Source organism: Nocardia sp. NPDC058497, assembly GCF_042720195.1.
In the GTDB taxonomy this organism is placed as follows: domain Bacteria; phylum Actinomycetota; class Actinomycetes; order Mycobacteriales; family Mycobacteriaceae; genus Nocardia.
This window is the reverse complement of sequence record NZ_JBHXMY010000065.1, coordinates 1-17,702: the sequence shown is the minus strand read 5'-3', so window position 1 is coordinate 17,702 and position 17,702 is coordinate 1. Positions and strand designations below refer to the sequence as shown.

11 protein-coding genes are annotated in these 17,702 nt (G+C 70.8%); 3 read left to right on the top strand and 8 right to left on the bottom strand.

The features are described from left to right. Positions 1 to 29 precede the first annotated feature (29 nt). The 4 genes from ACFWPJ_RS07420 to ACFWPJ_RS07405 all read right to left on the bottom strand — a co-directional run bounded on the left by ACFWPJ_RS07420 (position 30) and on the right by ACFWPJ_RS07405 (position 3,672). Positions 30 to 614 carry a hypothetical protein gene (locus ACFWPJ_RS07420; protein WP_378848382.1) on the bottom strand — a complete coding sequence of 195 codons (585 nt, stop codon included), beginning with the start codon at positions 612 to 614 and terminating at the stop codon, positions 30 to 32. A 175-nt stretch (positions 615 to 789) separates the two neighbouring features. Beyond that, a complete protein-coding gene (locus ACFWPJ_RS07415; RefSeq protein WP_378848379.1) occupies positions 790 to 2,220 on the bottom strand; it encodes an NAD(P)/FAD-dependent oxidoreductase in 1,431 nt (476 codons plus the stop codon). A 204-nt stretch (positions 2,221 to 2,424) separates the two neighbouring features. Beyond that, on the bottom strand, positions 2,425 to 3,321 hold the full coding sequence (locus tag ACFWPJ_RS07410) for a tat pathway signal sequence (RefSeq protein WP_378848376.1): 897 nt from the start codon (positions 3,319 to 3,321) through the stop codon (positions 2,425 to 2,427). Between the two features lie 84 nt (positions 3,322 to 3,405). Then, a complete protein-coding gene (locus tag ACFWPJ_RS07405; RefSeq protein ID WP_378848373.1) occupies positions 3,406 to 3,672 on the bottom strand; it encodes a hypothetical protein in 267 nt (88 codons plus the stop codon). A gap of 129 nt (positions 3,673 to 3,801) precedes the next feature. Here ACFWPJ_RS07405 and recC point away from each other — a divergent pair, with 129 nt between their 5' ends. From recC to ACFWPJ_RS07390, 3 genes are read left to right on the top strand one after another with little or no spacing between them, the layout of a single operon-like run. Next, a complete protein-coding gene (gene recC / locus ACFWPJ_RS07400) occupies positions 3,802 to 7,296 on the top strand; it encodes an exodeoxyribonuclease V subunit gamma (RefSeq protein WP_378848371.1) in 3,495 nt (1,164 codons plus the stop codon). Beyond that, positions 7,293 to 10,658 (top strand): UvrD-helicase domain-containing protein, encoded by a 3,366-nt coding sequence (locus tag ACFWPJ_RS07395; RefSeq protein WP_378848368.1) that lies wholly within the window; start codon positions 7,293 to 7,295, stop codon positions 10,656 to 10,658. Before recC ends, ACFWPJ_RS07395 begins: the two co-directional genes overlap by 4 nt. Then, the gene (locus tag ACFWPJ_RS07390) at positions 10,655 to 12,727 is read left to right on the top strand and encodes an AAA family ATPase (protein WP_378848365.1); all 2,073 of its coding nucleotides are present in this window, start codon (positions 10,655 to 10,657) and stop codon (positions 12,725 to 12,727) included. Before ACFWPJ_RS07395 ends, ACFWPJ_RS07390 begins: the two co-directional genes overlap by 4 nt. Positions 12,728 to 12,730: 3 nt before the next feature. On the opposite strand, the gene ACFWPJ_RS07385 is transcribed toward ACFWPJ_RS07390, so the two are convergent. The 4 genes from ACFWPJ_RS07385 to ACFWPJ_RS07370 form a co-directional block, all read right to left on the bottom strand. After that, the gene (locus tag ACFWPJ_RS07385; protein WP_378848362.1) at positions 12,731 to 15,064 is read right to left on the bottom strand and encodes a DUF4153 domain-containing protein; all 2,334 of its coding nucleotides are present in this window, start codon (positions 15,062 to 15,064) and stop codon (positions 12,731 to 12,733) included. Positions 15,065 to 15,139: 75 nt separating this feature from the next. Next, on the bottom strand, positions 15,140 to 16,183 hold the full coding sequence (locus ACFWPJ_RS07380) for an ATP-binding protein (RefSeq protein WP_378848361.1): 1,044 nt from the start codon (positions 16,181 to 16,183) through the stop codon (positions 15,140 to 15,142). Next, a complete protein-coding gene (locus ACFWPJ_RS07375; RefSeq protein WP_378848358.1) occupies positions 16,180 to 16,881 on the bottom strand; it encodes a response regulator in 702 nt (233 codons plus the stop codon). The genes ACFWPJ_RS07380 and ACFWPJ_RS07375 overlap by 4 nt, the downstream gene beginning before the upstream one ends. 178 nt (positions 16,882 to 17,059) lie before the next feature. Next, on the bottom strand, positions 17,060 to 17,702 hold a 643-nt coding region (locus tag ACFWPJ_RS07370; protein WP_378848356.1), incomplete at its 5' end, for a cytochrome P450.

Genomic DNA, 17,702 nt, shown 5'->3' with positions numbered 1-17,702 from the left:
CTTTCCGGGTGCTCTGTCTTTTTTTTTACTCACTCGGGCCCCCCCTTGGCTTGGGGGTTGCAACACTTGGAGCCCCCCCCCGCGCCGCGGGGGGCGGTGCCGAGGGTCGACGAGGCGATCCGGTCCGAACGGCTGCGCTCGAGTCCGACCGAGTCGAGGAACGTCGCGAGATTGGCCTCGGTGTGGGCCGCTGCGTCGTTGATCTGGATCGACGTGTCGACCGGAACGAAGTCCGGCACCGGAACCAGCTGGTCACCGAAGCGGAACTGCCCCGGCGGCGGCAGGATCGGCGGCACCGGCGCGACCGGGGTCGGCGTGTGCAGCGTGCCCACCGGGGACAGGTAGTCCGTCTCCGGGCCGGTTCGCGACCACGCCAGCGAGCTGCGCGTATTCTCCGGCATCTGCTGGCCCACATACGGAGTGGCGTTGGGCGCCACCACGTCGAACTCCGGTCCGGCCGGGTGTTCGGGCTGGGTCACCGACGCCTGCGCGGGATCGGCGTTCGCGGTGCCCGTGCCGATCAGGGCCATGACCAGGGGGACCGCTCCCGCCGCGACGACCGAACCTACCTTTTGTCGCTGCGGGCTCGGCGCCCTGTGTTTCCCCGTCGCCATAGATCACCTTTCATCCGGGGGATTGGTCACACATATGACCTCCGACATTCGGACCGATGCCGGACCCGGATGGGTCCGAAACGATGGCAACCCGGAATGCCGGTGTGCGCAAAGGCAACTGGAACGACGAAGGCCGGGTGGTTCGGGGAACCACCCGGCCTTCCTCAGACGTGGGCTAGCCGACTTCGCGCTGCTCCCGCACCCGCGCCGGCTTGCTGTTGTTACCGGGGGGCGCGCCGAGGGCCTTCGCGAGTTCGTCCGCGTCGGCCCGGTCGGACTGGACCTCCTCGATCGCCAGCCTGGCGAAGACCCACTGCTCGGTGGCGGCCATCTGACCGCGGTTGCGGCCGAGGAACGAGACGAACCAGCCGATCACGGTGACGATCCGGCTGCGGTAGCCCACCAGGTAGTAGAGGTGCAGCGCCAGCCAGGCCAGCCAGGCCAGGAAACCGCTGAACTCGATCTTGCCGATCTGGCAGACCGCGTCGAAGCGCGAGATCGTCGCCATCGAGCCCTTGTTGAAGTACTTGAACGGCGCCCGCTGCTCAGGGGTCTGGCCCTTGAGACCGGCCTTGATGGCCTTGGCCGCGTACGTCGAACCCTGGATCGCGCCCTGCGCCTGACCCGGCACACCCGGCACGGACATGAGGTCGCCGACGACGAAGACGTTCGGATGGCCCTTGACGGTGAGGTCCGGCTCCACGATCACACGACCGGCCCGGTCCACCTCGGTGCCGTCGGAACGCTCGGCGATCATCTTGCCCAGCGGGCTGGCCTGCACACCGGCCGACCACACCTTGCAGATGGCTTCGATCCGCCGGGTGCTGCCGTCGGCGTCCTTGACGACGACACCGTGCGCGTCGACATCGGTCACCATGGCGTTGAGCTGGATCTCCACGCCCATCTTCTCGAGCCGCTTGGCGGCCTTGGCGCCCAGCTTGGGACCCATCGGCCCGAGGACGGCGCCCGCGCCCTCGAGCAGGATGACGCGCGCGTCGCGCGGGTCGATGGTGCGGAAGGTGCCGTCGAGCGTGCGATCGGCGAGCTCGGCGATCTGGCCCGCGAGCTCGACGCCGGTGGGGCCCGCGCCGACGACGATGAACGTCATCAGCCGGTCGCGCTCTTCCTGGGTGGTCGCCAGCTCGGCCTGCTCGAAGGAGCCGAGGATGCGGGCGCGCAGTTCGAGCGCGTCGTCGATGGTCTTCATGCCGGGCGCGAAGGTGGCGAAGTGGTCGTTGCCGAAGTACGACTGCTGCGCGCCGGTGGCGACGATGAGGCTGTCGAAGGGGGTGACGGTGTCGCGGTTGAGTAGTCGCGAGGTGACCGTGTTGTTGACCAGGTCGATGTCGTGGACGTCGCCGAGCAGCACCTGCGCGTTCTTCTGCTTGCGCAGCACCAGCCGGGTCGCGGGGGCGATCTCGCCGGTCGAGAGGATGCCGGTGGCCACCTGGTACAGCAGCGGCTGGAACAGGTGGGTGGAGGTCTTGGAGATCAGGGTGATGTCGACATCGGCTTTGCGCAGGTGCCTGGTGCCGAACAAACCGCCGAACCCGGAACCGATCACCACCACACGGTGTCGCTGGTTCCCGACAGACTGAGTGCTCATCGTCCTGCTCCTCGACAGACTGGGGTGGGCCCCGCAATGGTGGTGACAGGGTTAACCGTAGTCGGCTCCGGATGCGACGTCGCCACGAGATCCCGGTTCCGATCTTGCTGTGGTGCGTTCATTCACCGGGTGCCGGGCGCCGCGGTGAGACCCACCAGGGCGCCCGGACCGGCTGACAAGATCGAGAATACGGGACGGAACCGGTCAGCGACCGGCAAGCAGAAGCTCGGCCACCTTGGTGTCCGTCTCGGCGCCTTCGGTGTAGCCGCCCTCGGCGCCGAGCGCGTTCATGATGGCGAGGGTGTAGCGCTCACCGTCGCCCGCGACGCCGACCGAGTTGACCACCCAGCCGTCGGCCTCGGCCGACCAGCCGTTCTTCAGGCCCGGACGCATCCGCGAGCCGGCGCCCCACACGCCCCAGTGCTGGTTGGAGTCGACCGACCGCATCCGGTCGAGCAGGTAGGCCAGGTCGTCGGGGTGCATGGTGTCGAGGATGGTGTTCATCAGCCGGTCGAGGTCGGCGGGGGTGCACTTCTGGAACGACCAGTCGGGGAACATCGCGGACATGGTCGGCTGCGGGATCAGGCTGACCATGCCGTAGGCGCGGAACGCGTTGTTGTAGGCCATCCGGTCGAAGCCGATGTACTTGTTCCACAGCACGTTGGTGGCGGCATCGTTGGAGGTGGCCAGCATCGCCTCGATATTGGTGCGGTCCTCGGGGGACAGGCCGATGGCGCCGACCCTGGCCCGGTTGAGCAGGTCCGCGGCGATGGCGAGCTTGATCGTCGACGCCGTCCACACCTGGTTCTCGGCGTGCTCGTTGGCGTAGATCCCGCCGGTCTGGCGGTCGCGCAGCACATAGCCGACGACGCCGGGGCGCCCGGCGAGGTAGGAGTTCACCCGCGCGATCCGCGAACTCATGTCGTTGTCGAAGCCGGGTAGCGACACCTGGGTCAGCGCGGGCGGCGCGGCGTGCGCCGGCGCGGTCAGCACCGGGACGCCCGGAGTGAGGACGGCCGCGGCGGCGAGGAGACAGGCGGTTGCTGCGACCCGGGATACGCCGCGGGTGGAGGGGGAACGGTCACGCACGAGGGAACACACTCGCACACCCGGCGTCCGAGCGCACTATTTGCGAAGAAATCCGCGATATCGTGACAGCGCCGTTGCGCCGCACGGGTTTTCCGCTCAGTGATGGGCGGCGTGCGGTGTCGCGATCGGGCAGCCGTTGAGCCGATGGCAGTGTTCGAACGCTTCGCCGTGCTGATCGAGCGGCCAGGAATGCAGCACCTGCTCCGGCCCGTAGCGCCGGGAATTGATCAGCTCCCAGCGGGCGCCTGCGCGGCGGACGATGAAACCGCCACCGGGAACCAGGGGAATCACCTGCGCGATCATGAACCGGACCAGCCTTTCGCCTGCGGCCGAACTGTCCCACCCGAACGACAACGATCCCACGGCCGGTTTCCCGGATAGCGCAGGCGCGGCCGGTAACGCATTGCGGTGTGGCCTATTTCACTTGCCCTGGTCGGTGGTGACGGCGGGGCCGCACGATTGCGGGTCGGTCGCTGGGCGTATAAACAACGGATGCCGTTGCACCTCCATCGCGCCGAACGCGCCGACGCGCTGGCCGACGGACTCGCGGGTGTGCTCGGCGCGGTACCGGCCGACCCGTTCACCACCGAGGTGGTCGCGGTGCCGGCCAAGGGCGTGGAGCGCTGGCTGGCGCAGCGGCTGTCGGGTGTGCTCGGGGTGGCCGGCACGGGGGACGGTGTGGCGGCCAATATCGCCTTTCCCGCGCCGACGGCGCTGGTGGCCGAGGTGCTGGCCGCGGCGAGCGGGGTCGCGCCCGCCGACGATCCGTGGGCCGGGCAGCGACTGGTGTGGACCTTGCTCCGGGTGATCGACGAGGTCGCGGACCAGCCGTGGGCGGCTGTTCTGGCGCGTCATCTCGGCCTGCCCGGTGCCGGGCATCGGGTGGGCAGGCGCTACGCCACCGCCGCGCACCTCGCGACCCTGTTCGACTCCTACGCCGCGCAGCGACCGCAACTGCTCCTCGACTGGGCGGCGGGCGCGGATACCGACGGCGCGGGCGGGACCGTGCCTGACGACCTCGTCTGGCAACCCCTGCTCTGGCGCGCTCTGCGCGCGGCCGTCGGCTCGCCGAGCCCGGCTGAGCGCTTGGCTGCCGCGTGCGCTCGGCTGCGGGCCGAACCCGCATCCGTCGATCTTCCCGAACGCCTGTCCCTGTTCGGCCTCACCCGGCTGCCTGCCGACCAGCTCGCCGTCCTGACCGCGCTGGCCGAACATCGCGAGGTCCACCTGTGGCTCGCACATCCGAGCCCCGCGATGTGGACGGCGCTGTCGGAGGCGATGGCCGTTGACGGCCGCCGCGCTCCAGGCGACCCGAGCGAGCAGGTGGCGGGAGACGCGTCGGCGTCCGGCGTCGCAACCCGACGGCCACCATTCCCGGCGAGCCCGGCTTCAGCGCCCGTCGGCTCAGCGGGAGCCGGTCCGGTGGCGGAGGCGGCTGCAATGCCGGATCGCGGCGGCGTGGCCCCGCGGTCGGCCGACCACACCGCCGATCTGGTTCACCACCCCCTCCTGTCCGGACTGGCCAGAGACGTCCGTGAACTGCAACAGCGACTGAACCCATTGCTGCACAGCGAGATTCACCTCCACGTCGGGTCTGCGGCGACCACCTTGCTCGGCACCGTGCAGACCGCTCTCCGCGACGACCGGGTTCCGGGCGCGGGCGCGATGCCGGACGGCACCGTCGAGGTACACGCCTGTCACGGCCCCGCCCGGCAGGTGGAGGTCCTGCGCGACCTGCTGCTGACGACCTTCTCGGCCGACCCCACGCTCCAGGCGCGTGACGTGCTGATCATGTGCCCGGACGTCGAGGCCTACGCCCCGCTGGTGCGGGCCGCCTTCGGACATCGCGGGGCAGGCGCGGTGGACCTGCCCGTCGAAGGCGAACACCCGGCACACCAGCTGCGGGTCCGGCTCGCCGATCGCGGGCGGGCCGTCACCAACCCGATGCTCGCCGTCGTCATAGAGCTGCTGGAACTGGCCGACGGACGCGTCACTGTGACGCAGGTGCTGGACCTGGCGGCGAGCGAGACCGTGCGCCGCCGCTGTGGGTTCGACGACGACGACATCGAGCGGCTGCGCGAATGGGCGGCCGAGTCGGGCGCCCGCTGGGGGATCGGGCAGCGGCAGCGCGAGGCGTTCGGCCTCGCCGACTTCGCGCAGAACACCCTCAATGCCGCCGTCGACCGGATCCTGCTCGGTGTCACCGCCGACGAGTCCGGTGACGACTGGCTGGATCTGGCCTTGCCGCTCGACGACGTCGACTCCAACGATGTCGACCTGGCGGGCCGGTTCGCCGAATTCGTCGACCGGCTCGCCGTCTGCCTGCGCGATCTGCGCGGCCCGCGACCTGCCGCGGAGTGGACGGCGGTGCTGCTGCGCGCGGTCGACCTGCTCACCGACGTGCCGGACGCGCACTCCTGGATCCGGACCGAGGCGCGCCGCGAGATCGTCGCCGCCACCGAGCATGCCGGTGTCACGCCCCTGCGGCTGGCCGATGTCGCGGTGCTGCTGACCGGGCGCCTGGCGGGCGGGCCGGGCCGCGCCAACTTCCGCACCGGCGAACTCACCGTGTGCACGCTGGTCCCGATGCGGTCGGTACCGCACAGGGTCGTGTTCCTGCTCGGACTCGACGACGACGTCTTCCCTCGCCCCGGCACCGTCGACGGCGACGACCTGCTGGCCCGCGACCCGCTGGTCGGCGAGCGCGATGCCCGCAGCGAGGACCGCCAGCTGCTGCTCGACGCGATCATGGCGGCGGGGGAGAAGCTGCTGATCCTGCACACCGGCGCCGACCCGGTCACCGGCGCTGCGCGCCCACCCGCGGTGCCGGTGGCCGAGCTGCTCGACGTCCTCACCGCCCATGTGGGCCGGGCGGCGATGGACGCGGTGCATGTCCGGCATCCCTTGCAGTCCTTCGACCGTCGCAATTTCGCCCCCGACCGTCCGCACAGTTTCGACACCGTCGCCCTGGCCGGTGCGCGTGCCGCCGCGCGCCCGTCCCAGCCGCGCCCGCCGCTGCTGACCGCGCCGCTGCCGCCTGCCCCACTCGCGGATGTCGCCCTGGCGGAACTCATCTCGTTCGCCGAACATCCGGTGCGCGCGTTCCTGTGGCAGCGGCTCGGGCTGCGGGTGCCCGAGGAGGCCGAGGACATCGCCGATCAGCTGCCGATCGAACTCGACGGCCTGGCGAAATGGGATCTGGGCGAACGAATGCTGACGGCGCGGCTCACCGGCGCCGACCCCGCCGGTCTGCGCGCCGCTGAATGGCGGCGAGGGACGTTGCCGCCGTTCAGTTTCGGCGCCGCGGTTCTCGACGAGGTGGAGGGCACCGTCGACACCCTCGTGCGCACCGCACTGCCCGACTACGAAGCGTCCCCGCGTGCCGTCGACATCGCCATCGACCTCGGCAACGGCCGCACCCTCGCTGGGACCGTCCCCGAGGTGCGTGGCGAGACGCTGGTGCGCACCACCTACTCCCGGCTTGCACCCAAACACCGTTTGGCGGCGTGGGTTTCGCTGCTCGCCCTCGCCGCGACCGAGGACAGGTCGTGGCGGGCGATCAGCACCGGCCGCGGCCAGTTCCGCAGCAGGCCGGTCGCCCGCTCGGTGATCGTGGCGCCCGAGGCTCCCACCGCGCTGGCCGCGCTGCGCGACCTGGTCCGCCTGCGTGACGAGGGGCTGTGTGAACCGCTGCCGGTCGCGCCTTCCGCGACCGCCGCCTACGCCGAGCGCCGCTTCCGCGGTGACAGCGTCGCCGACGCCCTGCTCGCCGCCGAACACGCCTTCGACGGCGGACCCAACGGCCCCGACAAATTCGGCGACCACACCGACCGCTACCTGCGCTACGTGTGGGGCCGCGCACCCCGCTTCGCCCAGCTCGCCGCCGAATCCGCGCGGGCGGGCGAAGCGGAGAGCACCCGCTTCGGCGCGATCGCGCGCAGCTGGTGGGCGCCGCTGCTCGCCGCCGAGAGCCAGGGACAGCCATGACCGGGACGATGTCGGCACCCGCCGCCTTCGACGCCGCGGGCGCGCTGCCCGAGGGCACCACCGTGCTCGAGGCCAGCGCGGGCACGGGCAAGACACACGCCATCGTCGGGCTCGCCGTCCGCTATGTCGCCGAGGCGGGGATCGGCATCACCGAACTGCTGCTGGTGACCTTCAGCCGCGCCGCCACCCAGGAACTGCGCGAACGGACACGGGACCGCTTCGTCACCGTCGCCGCCGCCCTGGCCGACCAGGACATCGCGCGCGCCCACCCGGACGAGCTGGTGCGCGCACTGGCCGACACCGACCCGGCGACGCTGCGGCTGCGCAGGCACCGATTGCTCACGGCCCTGGCCGATTTCGACGCGGGCACCATCGCCACCACGCACTCGTTCTGCCAGCGCATGCTCGACGAACTCGGCCTGGCGGGCGAGCACGATCCGGGCGCCCGGCTGGTGGAATCGGTCGACGAACTCGTCGCCACCGTCGCCGACGACCTCTACCTGGCGCGCTACGCCCGTGACCGGGCGCCGTTCACCCTCCGCGAGGCACACACCCTCGCCCTGGCCGCCGTGCACGACCGGCACGCCGACCTCGCGCCACGCACCGACGGCGCGGCCGGGGAGCGGGTCGCCTTCGCGACGGCGGTCCGCGCCGAAACCGAACGCCGCAAACGCCGTGCGGGACTGCGCGATTTCGACGATCTGCTGGTCCTGCTGCACGAGGTCCTCGCCGACCCGGACCACGGCCCGCGGGCCTGCGCGCGGATCCGGCAGCGGTACCGGGTGGCGCTGGTCGACGAGTTCCAGGACACCGACCCGCTGCAGTGGGACATCCTGCGCCTGGCCTTCCACGGCCACGCCACCCTCGTCCTGGTCGGCGACCCGAAACAGGCCATCTACGCCTTCCGCGGCGCGGAGGTGCTCAGCTACCTCGACGCCGTCGCCCTCGCCGAGCAGCGCGGCGAACTCACCCGCAACTGGCGCAGCGACGCGGGTCTGCTGCGCGCCGTCGACCATCTGTGCGGCGGTGCGGAATTGGGCCACCCCGAGATCAGCGTCTATCCCGTCACGCCCACCCGGCCCGCGACCCGGCTGCACGGCGACCCCGAGGTGATCACGCCGCTGCGGCTGCGGGTGCTGCCGCGCACCGGGGCAGGGCCACGCAATCGGTCGGGGTTCCCCTCGGTCGGCAGGCAGCGGGCGAAGGTAGCCGACGACCTGGCCGCCGACATCGTGACGTTGCTCGAGTCCGGGGCGATGATCGAGGCCAAACCCGAACGGGGCGTGGATCATTCGCTCACCGAGGTCGGCGACGGGCGGGTGCGCAGGCAGATCGGGCCGGGCGATATCGCGGTCCTGGTGCGCACCCGCACCCAGATCGACGTGGTACGGGCCGCCTTGGACCGGGTCGGTGTCGCGTCCGTCCTGGCCGGTGGCACCAGCGTTTTCGCGACGGTGGCCGCCACCGACTGGCTGTGGGTGCTGCGGGCGCTGGAGCAGCCGCATCGCGGTGACCGGGTGCGACTGGCCGCGTGCACGCCGATCCTGGGCGTGACCGTCGCCGAGATCGACGCCGGGGGAGCCGATCTCGTGGGCCGGGTGTCCACCCAGTTGCGGGAGGCGGCGCGGCTGTTCGGGCGCGCGGGGTTCGCCGCGGTCTTCGACAAACTGGCCACCGAAACCGATCTCGCGCCGCGCCTGCTGGCGGTGGAGAACGGCGAACGCGAACTGACCGACCTGCGTCACATCGCCCAGCTGCTCGACGAGGTCGCCCTCGCCGAGGGGCTCGGTCTGACCGCGTTGACCCGCTGGCTCGCCGATCGGGTGCGCGATCCGGAGGCGGGCAGCATCAGCGGCCGCAGCAGGCGCCTGGACCGGGACGCTGCGGCCGTGCAGATCGCGACCGTGCACGCCAGCAAGGGCCTCGAATTCCCCATCGTCTACCTGCCTTTCGCGTGGGACAGCGCCAAGAACCCGTACCCGGCGACGCTGCTGTTCCACGACGACAACGGCACCCGCGTCCTCGATATCGGCGGCAAGGAGGCGCCCGGCTACAGTGAGCGCCACATGCGTTGCGAGGCCGAGGAATCGGGGGAGGAGCTGCGGCTGCTGTATGTCGCGCTGACCCGCGCCATGTGCCAGGTCGTCGCCTGGTGGGCGCCCGCGGTCACCACCGGCGCGGCGCCCCTGCACCGGATGATCCTCGGCAGACGGCCGGGATCGGCGCAGGTACCGCGGCGGGCGGAGATTCCCGCGGATACCGCAGCGGTGCAACGGATCTCCGAGTGGGCCGCCCCCGCGACCGAGGTGATCTCGGTGACCGCCGTCGACCGTCCCGAGAATGTCGCGCCACGGCGGGTCCGCACCGAACTGCCGACCGGTGAGCTGGCCGCGGCCGGTTTCACGCGAGTACTCGACCAGCAGTGGCGCCGGACCTCGTACTCCGCGCTCACGGCGGGCGCCCACGACATCGCCGGCGTCACCGAGGAAGAGCCCGAAGACGGGCCTGGCCCCGACGACGAACCGGCCGAGGCTCCCGTCGATGCCCCCACCGGCGGTACGGGCGTGCCGTCCCTGATGAATGCCCTGCCCTACGGCGCCGAGTTCGGCACGCTCGTGCACGGAGTGCTCGAAACGGTCGACACGTCGGCGCCGGACCTCGCCGCCGAGGTCCACACCCGCTGTGTGGAAGCGGTCGAGCACACCATGGCCGAACTCGACGTCGACCTGCTGTCCACCTCTCTACTCGAAGTCCTGTACACCCCAGCCGATTTCGGCTCGCTCGCTTCGATCGCGACCCGTGATCGACTGTGCGAGCTGGAATTCGAGCTCCCGCTCGGCGGCGGTGACACCCCCGGTGCCCGGTCGGCGGGCATGCACGCGATCGCCGACCTGCTGCGCACCCACCTGCCCGCCGACGACGTGCTGTCCGGCTACGCCGACCACCTGGCGGCCCTGCCCGACACCGTGCTGCGCGGCTACCTCACCGGCAGCATCGACGCCGTGCTGCGCGTACCCGACGCCACGGGCGAGCACCGCTACCTCATCGTCGACTACAAGACGAACCGGCTCGGCACCGGTGACCTCACCGTCGAGCACTACCGCCGCGAACACATGGTGACGGAGATGATCCGCTCCCACTATCCGCTGCAGGCCCTCCTGTACGCGGTAGCGCTGCACCGCTACCTGCGCTGGCGGCTGCCGGGTTACGACCCGGCCCGCCACCTCGGCGGTGCCCGCTACCTGTTCGTGCGCGGCATGATCGGCCCCGCCACACCGCCCGGCCACGGAATCTTCGATTGGCATCCACCCGCCGAACTCGTTATCGCACTGTCGGATCTGCTTGCTGGAGGGGCGCGATGACGTCTATCCAAGTGGCGCAGCGGGGAACCGGGCTCCTGCGTGTCTTCAACGAGGCCGGAGTGCTCTCCGCCGCTGATGTGCATGTCGCGGTGCGGCTGGGGCGGATGGGTCGTGAGGACGACGAGGACGTGTTGTTCGTGGCGGCGCTGGCTGTCCGTGCGGTGCGGTCGGGGTCGGTGTGCCTGGAGCTGGCGCGGATGCGGGAGATCGGCATCGATGCCGACGAAAGCCGCGACACCGCAACGGGAATCGATCCGGCGACGCTACCGTGGCCGGACACCGATCGTGTGCTCGCGGCATTGCGGCGCAGTCCGCTGATCTGTGGTGGGCAAGCCGGGCCGTTGCGGCCGTTGCGGATCGTCGAAGCCGACGCCGAGGGTGGCGCGCTGCTCTATCTCGACCGGTACTACCAGCAGGAGCAGACGCTGCGGCGGGTGCTCACCGAGCGCAGTGCCGATCACCCCGAGATCGACACCGAACTGGTGCGCGCGGAGCTCGACCGGCTCTTCGCCGACCCGCTCGGTGAGGGCCCCGACCGGCAGCAGCTGGCGGCCGCCCTCGCCGCCACTCACTGGACCACCGTCGTCGCAGGTGGCCCCGGCACCGGCAAGACCCACACGATCGCGCGGATCCTCGCCTTGCTCACCGCGCATCGTCGTGCCACCCCGAAACTGCCCGCCCTGCGCATCGCGCTCGCCGCGCCGACCGGCAAGGCCGCCGCGCGACTCCAGGAAGCGGTGCGCGAGCAGGCCGCCGAGCTCGGACTGCCCGAGCTGACCGCCGCGACCCTGCATCGCCTGCTCGGCTGGCAGCGGGGACGCACCACGCGATTCCGGCACCACGAACACAACCGGCTGCCGTACGACGTGGTGGTGGTCGACGAGACATCGATGGTGTCGCTCACCATGATGAGCCACTTGTTCTCCGCACTTCGGCCCGATACCCGGCTCATATTGGTAGGTGATCCTGACCAGCTGGCTTCCGTCGACGCCGGTGCGGTGCTGGCGGATCTGGTCGCCGGGCCGATCAGCGGTGCGCCGAATCCCGCGCTGCGGGAGTTGCTGCACTCCGATTCGACGCTGGGGGCGCAGCCTCGGACGGGAGCCGACGCGAACGAGCAGGCGGTAGCGGGTTCGCCCGCAACGGAACACCGGACGCCTGGGGTCTCGGGTCTGCCCGCGACGGAAGGCCGGCTGGCTGCGGGGTCGGACAGCGAGGGCGAGTCGTCGCGCTGGACGGGCTCGTCGACGAATCTGTCTGGAGCGCAGTCGGATACAGAGTCGCTCAGTGCACTGGAACAGCGCCGCCTGCGCGGTGGCATCGTGCGGCTGACGCGGGGCAGGCGCTTCGGCGGCCGGATCGCGGACCTGGCCGTCGCCGTGCGCGCGGGTGACGCGGATGCCGCGTTGGCGATTTTGCGGGCAGGCGGAGACGATGTCTCGCTGTGCGCGCCCGACGACACCGCCGCGGTGCGCGCGGACGTGACCACCGCCGCCCTCGCCGTCACCGAGGCCGCGAATGCGGGCAACGCGGTCCGCGCCCTCACCGCCCTGGAATCGCATCGACTGCTGTGCGCCCACCGGCAGGGTCCGTTCGGTGTGGAGCGCTGGGACCGGATGGCCGCGGACTGGGCCGCGGCAGGTGGCGCGGGACCTGAAGGGCCGCAATCGGTCTGGTACCCCGGCCAGCCACTGCTGGTCACCGCCAACGACCACGAGGCACGCATCTACAACGGCGACACCGGGGTGATCGTGCGCCGCCCCGACGGTTCCCTGCGCGCGGCACTGCAGCGCGGCAGCGAACCGTACCTGGTGCACCCGACCCAGTTCCCCGCGGTGGTCACCGTGTTCGCGATGACCATCCACCGCAGCCAGGGCAGCCAGTACGACACCGTCTCGGTGGTCCTGCCCGAACCCGAATCCACGCTGCTGACCAGGGAATTGCTCTACACCGCCATCACCCGCGCCCGGGTCCACGTGCGCATCATCGGCACCGAGGAGTCGATCCGCGCCATCGGACGGCGAGTGCTCCGGGCCAGCGGACTGTCCCGGAGCACCCCGTCGTCGTAGCGGTCAGCGGGCGGAACTGCGCGAGAAGTTCCAGGACCACCAGTGGTCGTCGTCGAGGTCGGCGCGGATGGGGTCCTCGATCTCGGTACGGAGCTCGGGCGGCAGCTGCGTCAGCGCGGGAATGATGTCGGGGGAGAGGTCGCTCAGATAGGCGGTGTCGAGGCGCTTGCCATGCTCCCAGCGATCGATATTCCGTTCGGCGACAAGATGTTCCGGATTGAGGATCGCCAGCGCGATGAGCGTGGCGAGCGCGGTACCGACCGCGGCGCGTGGCACCCAGCTCCACCGCAACCGGGCGATCGCGACCAGCACCAGGACGTACACGACGCCCACCCACAGCTCACACACCTCCACCAGCAGGCGCAGCACCGTGAACCCGTACGCCTGCTGATAGGTCCACATCCGCGCGAGCGCCGACCCGACGATCACCAGCGCCAGCACGCTCACCGCGCTCAGCAGAATCCGCAGCCAGCGCCGGTCGGCGGCCGTCTCGTGCGAGGACCAGCGCAGCACCGCCAGGATCACCGCCAGCGTCAGGATGCTCACCGCCGACAACTGCCAGAACCCGCTGCGCGCGTACTCGGCGTAGGTCAGGCCCGCGGTCCGCTGCACATAGTCGTCACCGCCGAACAGCGCGACGAACTGGGCACCGACGAACACCGCGAACAGCACGGTCAGCGCACCGACCGGCAGCACCCACTCACTCCGCGACCACAACCGCGCGGGCCGCGGTGAGGCCGCCGCCGCGGCAGGCGGACCGGCGAGCAGATACAGCGCGCCGAGCGCACCCACGGCGACCACACCGAACAGCAGAATCCACTGCCAGGCGGTCGCCGCGTCCACGGTGGGCACCAACCCACTCAGCAGGTCGGCGAACGTCGCATCCGCCCCACCCAGCAGCGGCACGAACACCACCAGCAACGCCACCGTCGCCGCGACCGACACCCCATACCGCCGCACACTCGACAGCTCCGCGGGCCGCGCCTCCCGCAAACCCGAAAACGCCCACGGCACAGCACCGAACGACGCCAACGGCACCGCGATCATGTCGTGCACGATGCCCCGCGAGGTCCGCCGCCCCAACACCGCCAGCGAACCCGCGACACACGCCGCCAGCACACACAGCACGAACAGCCACCCGGCAGCGCGGACCGTGCCGACCCCGAGGAGTGCGAGTGCGGCAATGGTCCACCACAGGCGATCACGGGCGGTGACAGGATCGGCACTCGGCGCATTGCCCCGGCCCGAGGTGTTGTCAGCGCCCTGCTTCCGGACCGTTGCTCCGGGCGAGGTGTCATCGGGCGCCACGGTGCGCGAGGAGTCGTCGGGCGGTGTTGCGGGCGACGACTTCCCGGCTTCTGGAGACGAGGTGTGACTTGCTGCTACCGCGGGTGAAGAGCTGTCCGGCCCCGCGGCAGTCGAATCCTTGTCGACCTCTGCGGGCTGATCGGTGTCGGCCGCGTCCACTGCCACCTGGTCTTCGCCGGTGCTCGGGACAGAGTCCGCTTCCGAATCGGCTGACCCCTCGACAGCCGATGTCGACGCGGCATCCTGAGCGTTGCTGGCGGGCTTCTGCGCGGCGGCCTGAACCTCCGCGGTGGCCGCACCTGTCGTCCCGGTCTCCACAGCTGCACGCGTGTCGCTTCCGGGTGTTGCCGGTTCAGCGGCAGCAGGTGAGTCCGCTGGATCGGTCGCCGTGATGGCGGACTGACCTACCGCTGGGCTGTCGGCCGACTGCGAGTTCCCCGTGGAGGCAGGCGTTTCCGGCGTGGCGGCCTTTGCGAGAGTCCTTTCGGTACCCGCCGCGACCGGCTTCGTCGACGATCCGGCTGCCGCGCTCTGATGTGCAGAATCGACGACTGTCACCTGCATCGCCGAAGGGTGCGAGCCCGTCTCTCCCGCAGCGTGTTTCGTTGTTTCGGCGGCCGATTCCGCCGCATCGCCGCTGACGGTGTTGCGGGACCGGGCGCGGTAGTCGACGACGCACAGTGCGCCGGTGATGACGCCACCGGCCAAGAGCCAGCCGATGCCAGGGCGGTCCACCGGTATTACTGTCGCGCCGACGATTCCGGCAACGGCGGCAGCAGGGAGGACACCGGCAGGTCGGGCGACACGCTGCCAGCGCTGCGGAACCGGGGGTGGTGGCGGGGATAGGGGCGGCATGGGGCGTACCGGGGGCATCGCGGCGGCGGCCTGCCAGCCCGCGGTCCACGGCTGTGGTGTATCGGTACTGCCTTGTCCCGCAGGCGATGTCGTGCCGGAACTCGGCTTGTCGGCGACGGTGACTGCGGTTTCCGGTCCGTCGGGTGTTCGCGGGGTCGTGGGCTTTTCGGTCATGATGTCCCCTCACATGGGTGTGCTGGATCGTCCCGGGACCTGAGGTCCGGGATGGGGTGTCGGGATGTGGTCGGGTCAGTCGGTGGGCAGGACGACGCGGATGCGGGAGCCGGGGTCGGCGACGGCGATGGTGCCGCCGTGCAGGTCGATCACCCAGCGGGCGATGGCGAGGCCGAGGCCGGTGCCGCCGCCGTCGGTGCGGCCGCCGCGGGTGAAACGGTCGAAGACGGTGGCGCGGTCGGCTTCCGGGATGCCGGGACCGTCGTCGGAGATCTCGAGCACGGTCGCTCCCGGCACGGTGTGCGCCCAGACCCGGACCTCACCGCCCGCCGGGCCGTGCCGGGCGGCATTGTCGAGCAGGTTGAACAGCACCTGATGCAGCCGCGCCCGGTCGGCGTGCACGGTGGCCTCGGCCGGCTCGATCGAGGTGGTGAAGCGGACACCGCGACCGAGCGCGGCCGTCATCACCTCGGCCTCGGCGATCACCTCCGCCAACAGCGGTGCGAGCGGCAGGTTTTCGCGGTCCAGCGTGAAGGCGCCCGCCTCGATACTGGACAGATCGAGCAGTTCGGACACGAGCAGGCCGAGCCGTTCGGTCTGGGCCAGCGCGGTGCGCAGGGTCGCCGGATCGGGTTCGCTGATCCCGTCGACGATGTTCTCCAGCACCGCGTGCAGCGCCGTCACCGGCGTCCGCAATTCGTGGGAGACATTGGCGATGAGGTCGCGGCGCTGCCGGTCGGCCGCGGCCAGATCCGCCGCCATCTGGTTGAACGCGGTCGCCAGCTGGCCCACCTCGTCGCGGGAGCTGGCCCTGACCCGGAAGCTGTAGTCGCCGTGTGCCATTCGCCGTGCGGCCGCGGTCATCTCCCGCAGCGGGCGGGTGATGCCGTGCGCGAGGAACTGCGAGGTGACCAGCGCGATGATCATGGCGGTGAGCGTGGTGAAGGTCGGCAGCCAGCCGATCCGCAACCAGAAGTAGGCGAACGCGACCGCACCGGAACAGACCATGAGCACGGCCAGCTTCAGCTTGATCGAGCGCAGCGGATCCAGCGGTCGCGGCATCCGGTCGGCGACCCGGTCGAGGAAGCTGCGCGGCGCCTCGGCAGGCAACTCGCTCATCGCGCGTCCAAGGCGTAGCCGACACCGTGCACGGTGCGGATCAGATCGGCGCCGAGTTTGCGGCGCAACGCTTTGATGTGGCTGTCGACCGCGCGGGTGCCCGACGCGTCCGACCAGTCCCAGATGTCCTCGAGCAGCCGCTCCCTGGCCAGCACCGCCCGCGGCCGTTGCGCGAGACGGGTGAGCAGATCGAACTCCAGCGGCGTCAGCCTGGCCTCGGTGGCGCCGCGCCAGACCCGCCGTTCGTCGAGGTCGATGCGCAGATCACCGACGACGATCGTGCTGTCACCGCGCTCGGCGGCCCGCTCGACCCGCCGCAGCAGGGCGTGCACGCGGGCGGCCAGCACCCGCATCGAGAACGGTTTCGTGAGGTAGTCGTCGGCGCCGACACCCAGCCCGACCAGCTGGTCGGTCTCGTCGGTGCGCGCGGTGAGCATGAGCACCGGGACATGCCGATCGGCCTGGATGCGCCGGCACACCTCGAACCCGTCGAACCCGGGCAGCATCACATCGAGCACCACCAGATCGGGCTCCCCCGCGGCAGCCGCGGCCACCGCACCCGGACCGTCATGCGCCAGGTCGACCGTGAACCCCTCGGCCCGCAACCGCGCCGCGACCGACTCGGCGATCGTCACCTCGTCGTCGACGCCGAGGACCCGCCGCGCGGGCTGTCCTGTCCCGCCCCCACTGAATTCCATGGTCAGACCCTAGCGAGCGGGTGTGGAGGGTTGCGTCGTCAATTGTGGAGATTCTGTGTGCGGCACCCTGCGGGCACCGGGGCCGGGTTGGCGGTCGGCGCGGTGCTCGGGGTGCTGTCAGCGGTCGGGATCGTGGTGATGATCCGCGGTGAGATGCCGCTGGGGTGATCGGCAACAGCTAGGCGGCATAGAGCGTGGCGGGCATGGAGCGGTAGCTGTTCAGGTTCACCAGGCCACGCGGGATCGGCGGGCCGTCCAGGTGCAGGTCCGGGTACCGCTCGAAGAGCGCCGGCAGCGCGATGGTGCCTTCCAGCCGGGCGAGGCTGGATCCCAGGCAGCTGTGCACCCCGCTGCTGAACGAGAGATGTTCCGCGGCATTGGCTCTGGTCACATCGAATCGTTCGGGATCGGGGAAGACAGTGGGGTCCTTGTTGGCGCCCGCCAGCAACAGCAGGACAAGGGAACCGTGTTCGACGTGCTGATCGGCGATGTCGATGTCACAGTTCGCGATGCGGCCCGTGATCCGGATAGGACCGTCGTAGCGCAGGATTTCCTCGACCGCGCCCGGCCACAGCTCCGGCCGCGCCATCAGCATTTCCAGCTGTTCCGGATGTCTTGTCAGCAGGGCGATTCCGTTGCCGAGCATGTTCACCGTCGTCAAGAATCCGGCGTCCAGCAGCAGGGCCGCGTTGGCCACCTGCTCGCGGTGGGTGAGCTCGCCACCCGTCACCAGCGTGGTGAGCACATCGTCGCCCGGTTCGTCGGTGCGCCTGGCGATCTGCTGGTCGAAGTACCGCTCGCTCTCGGCCAGATCTTCGACC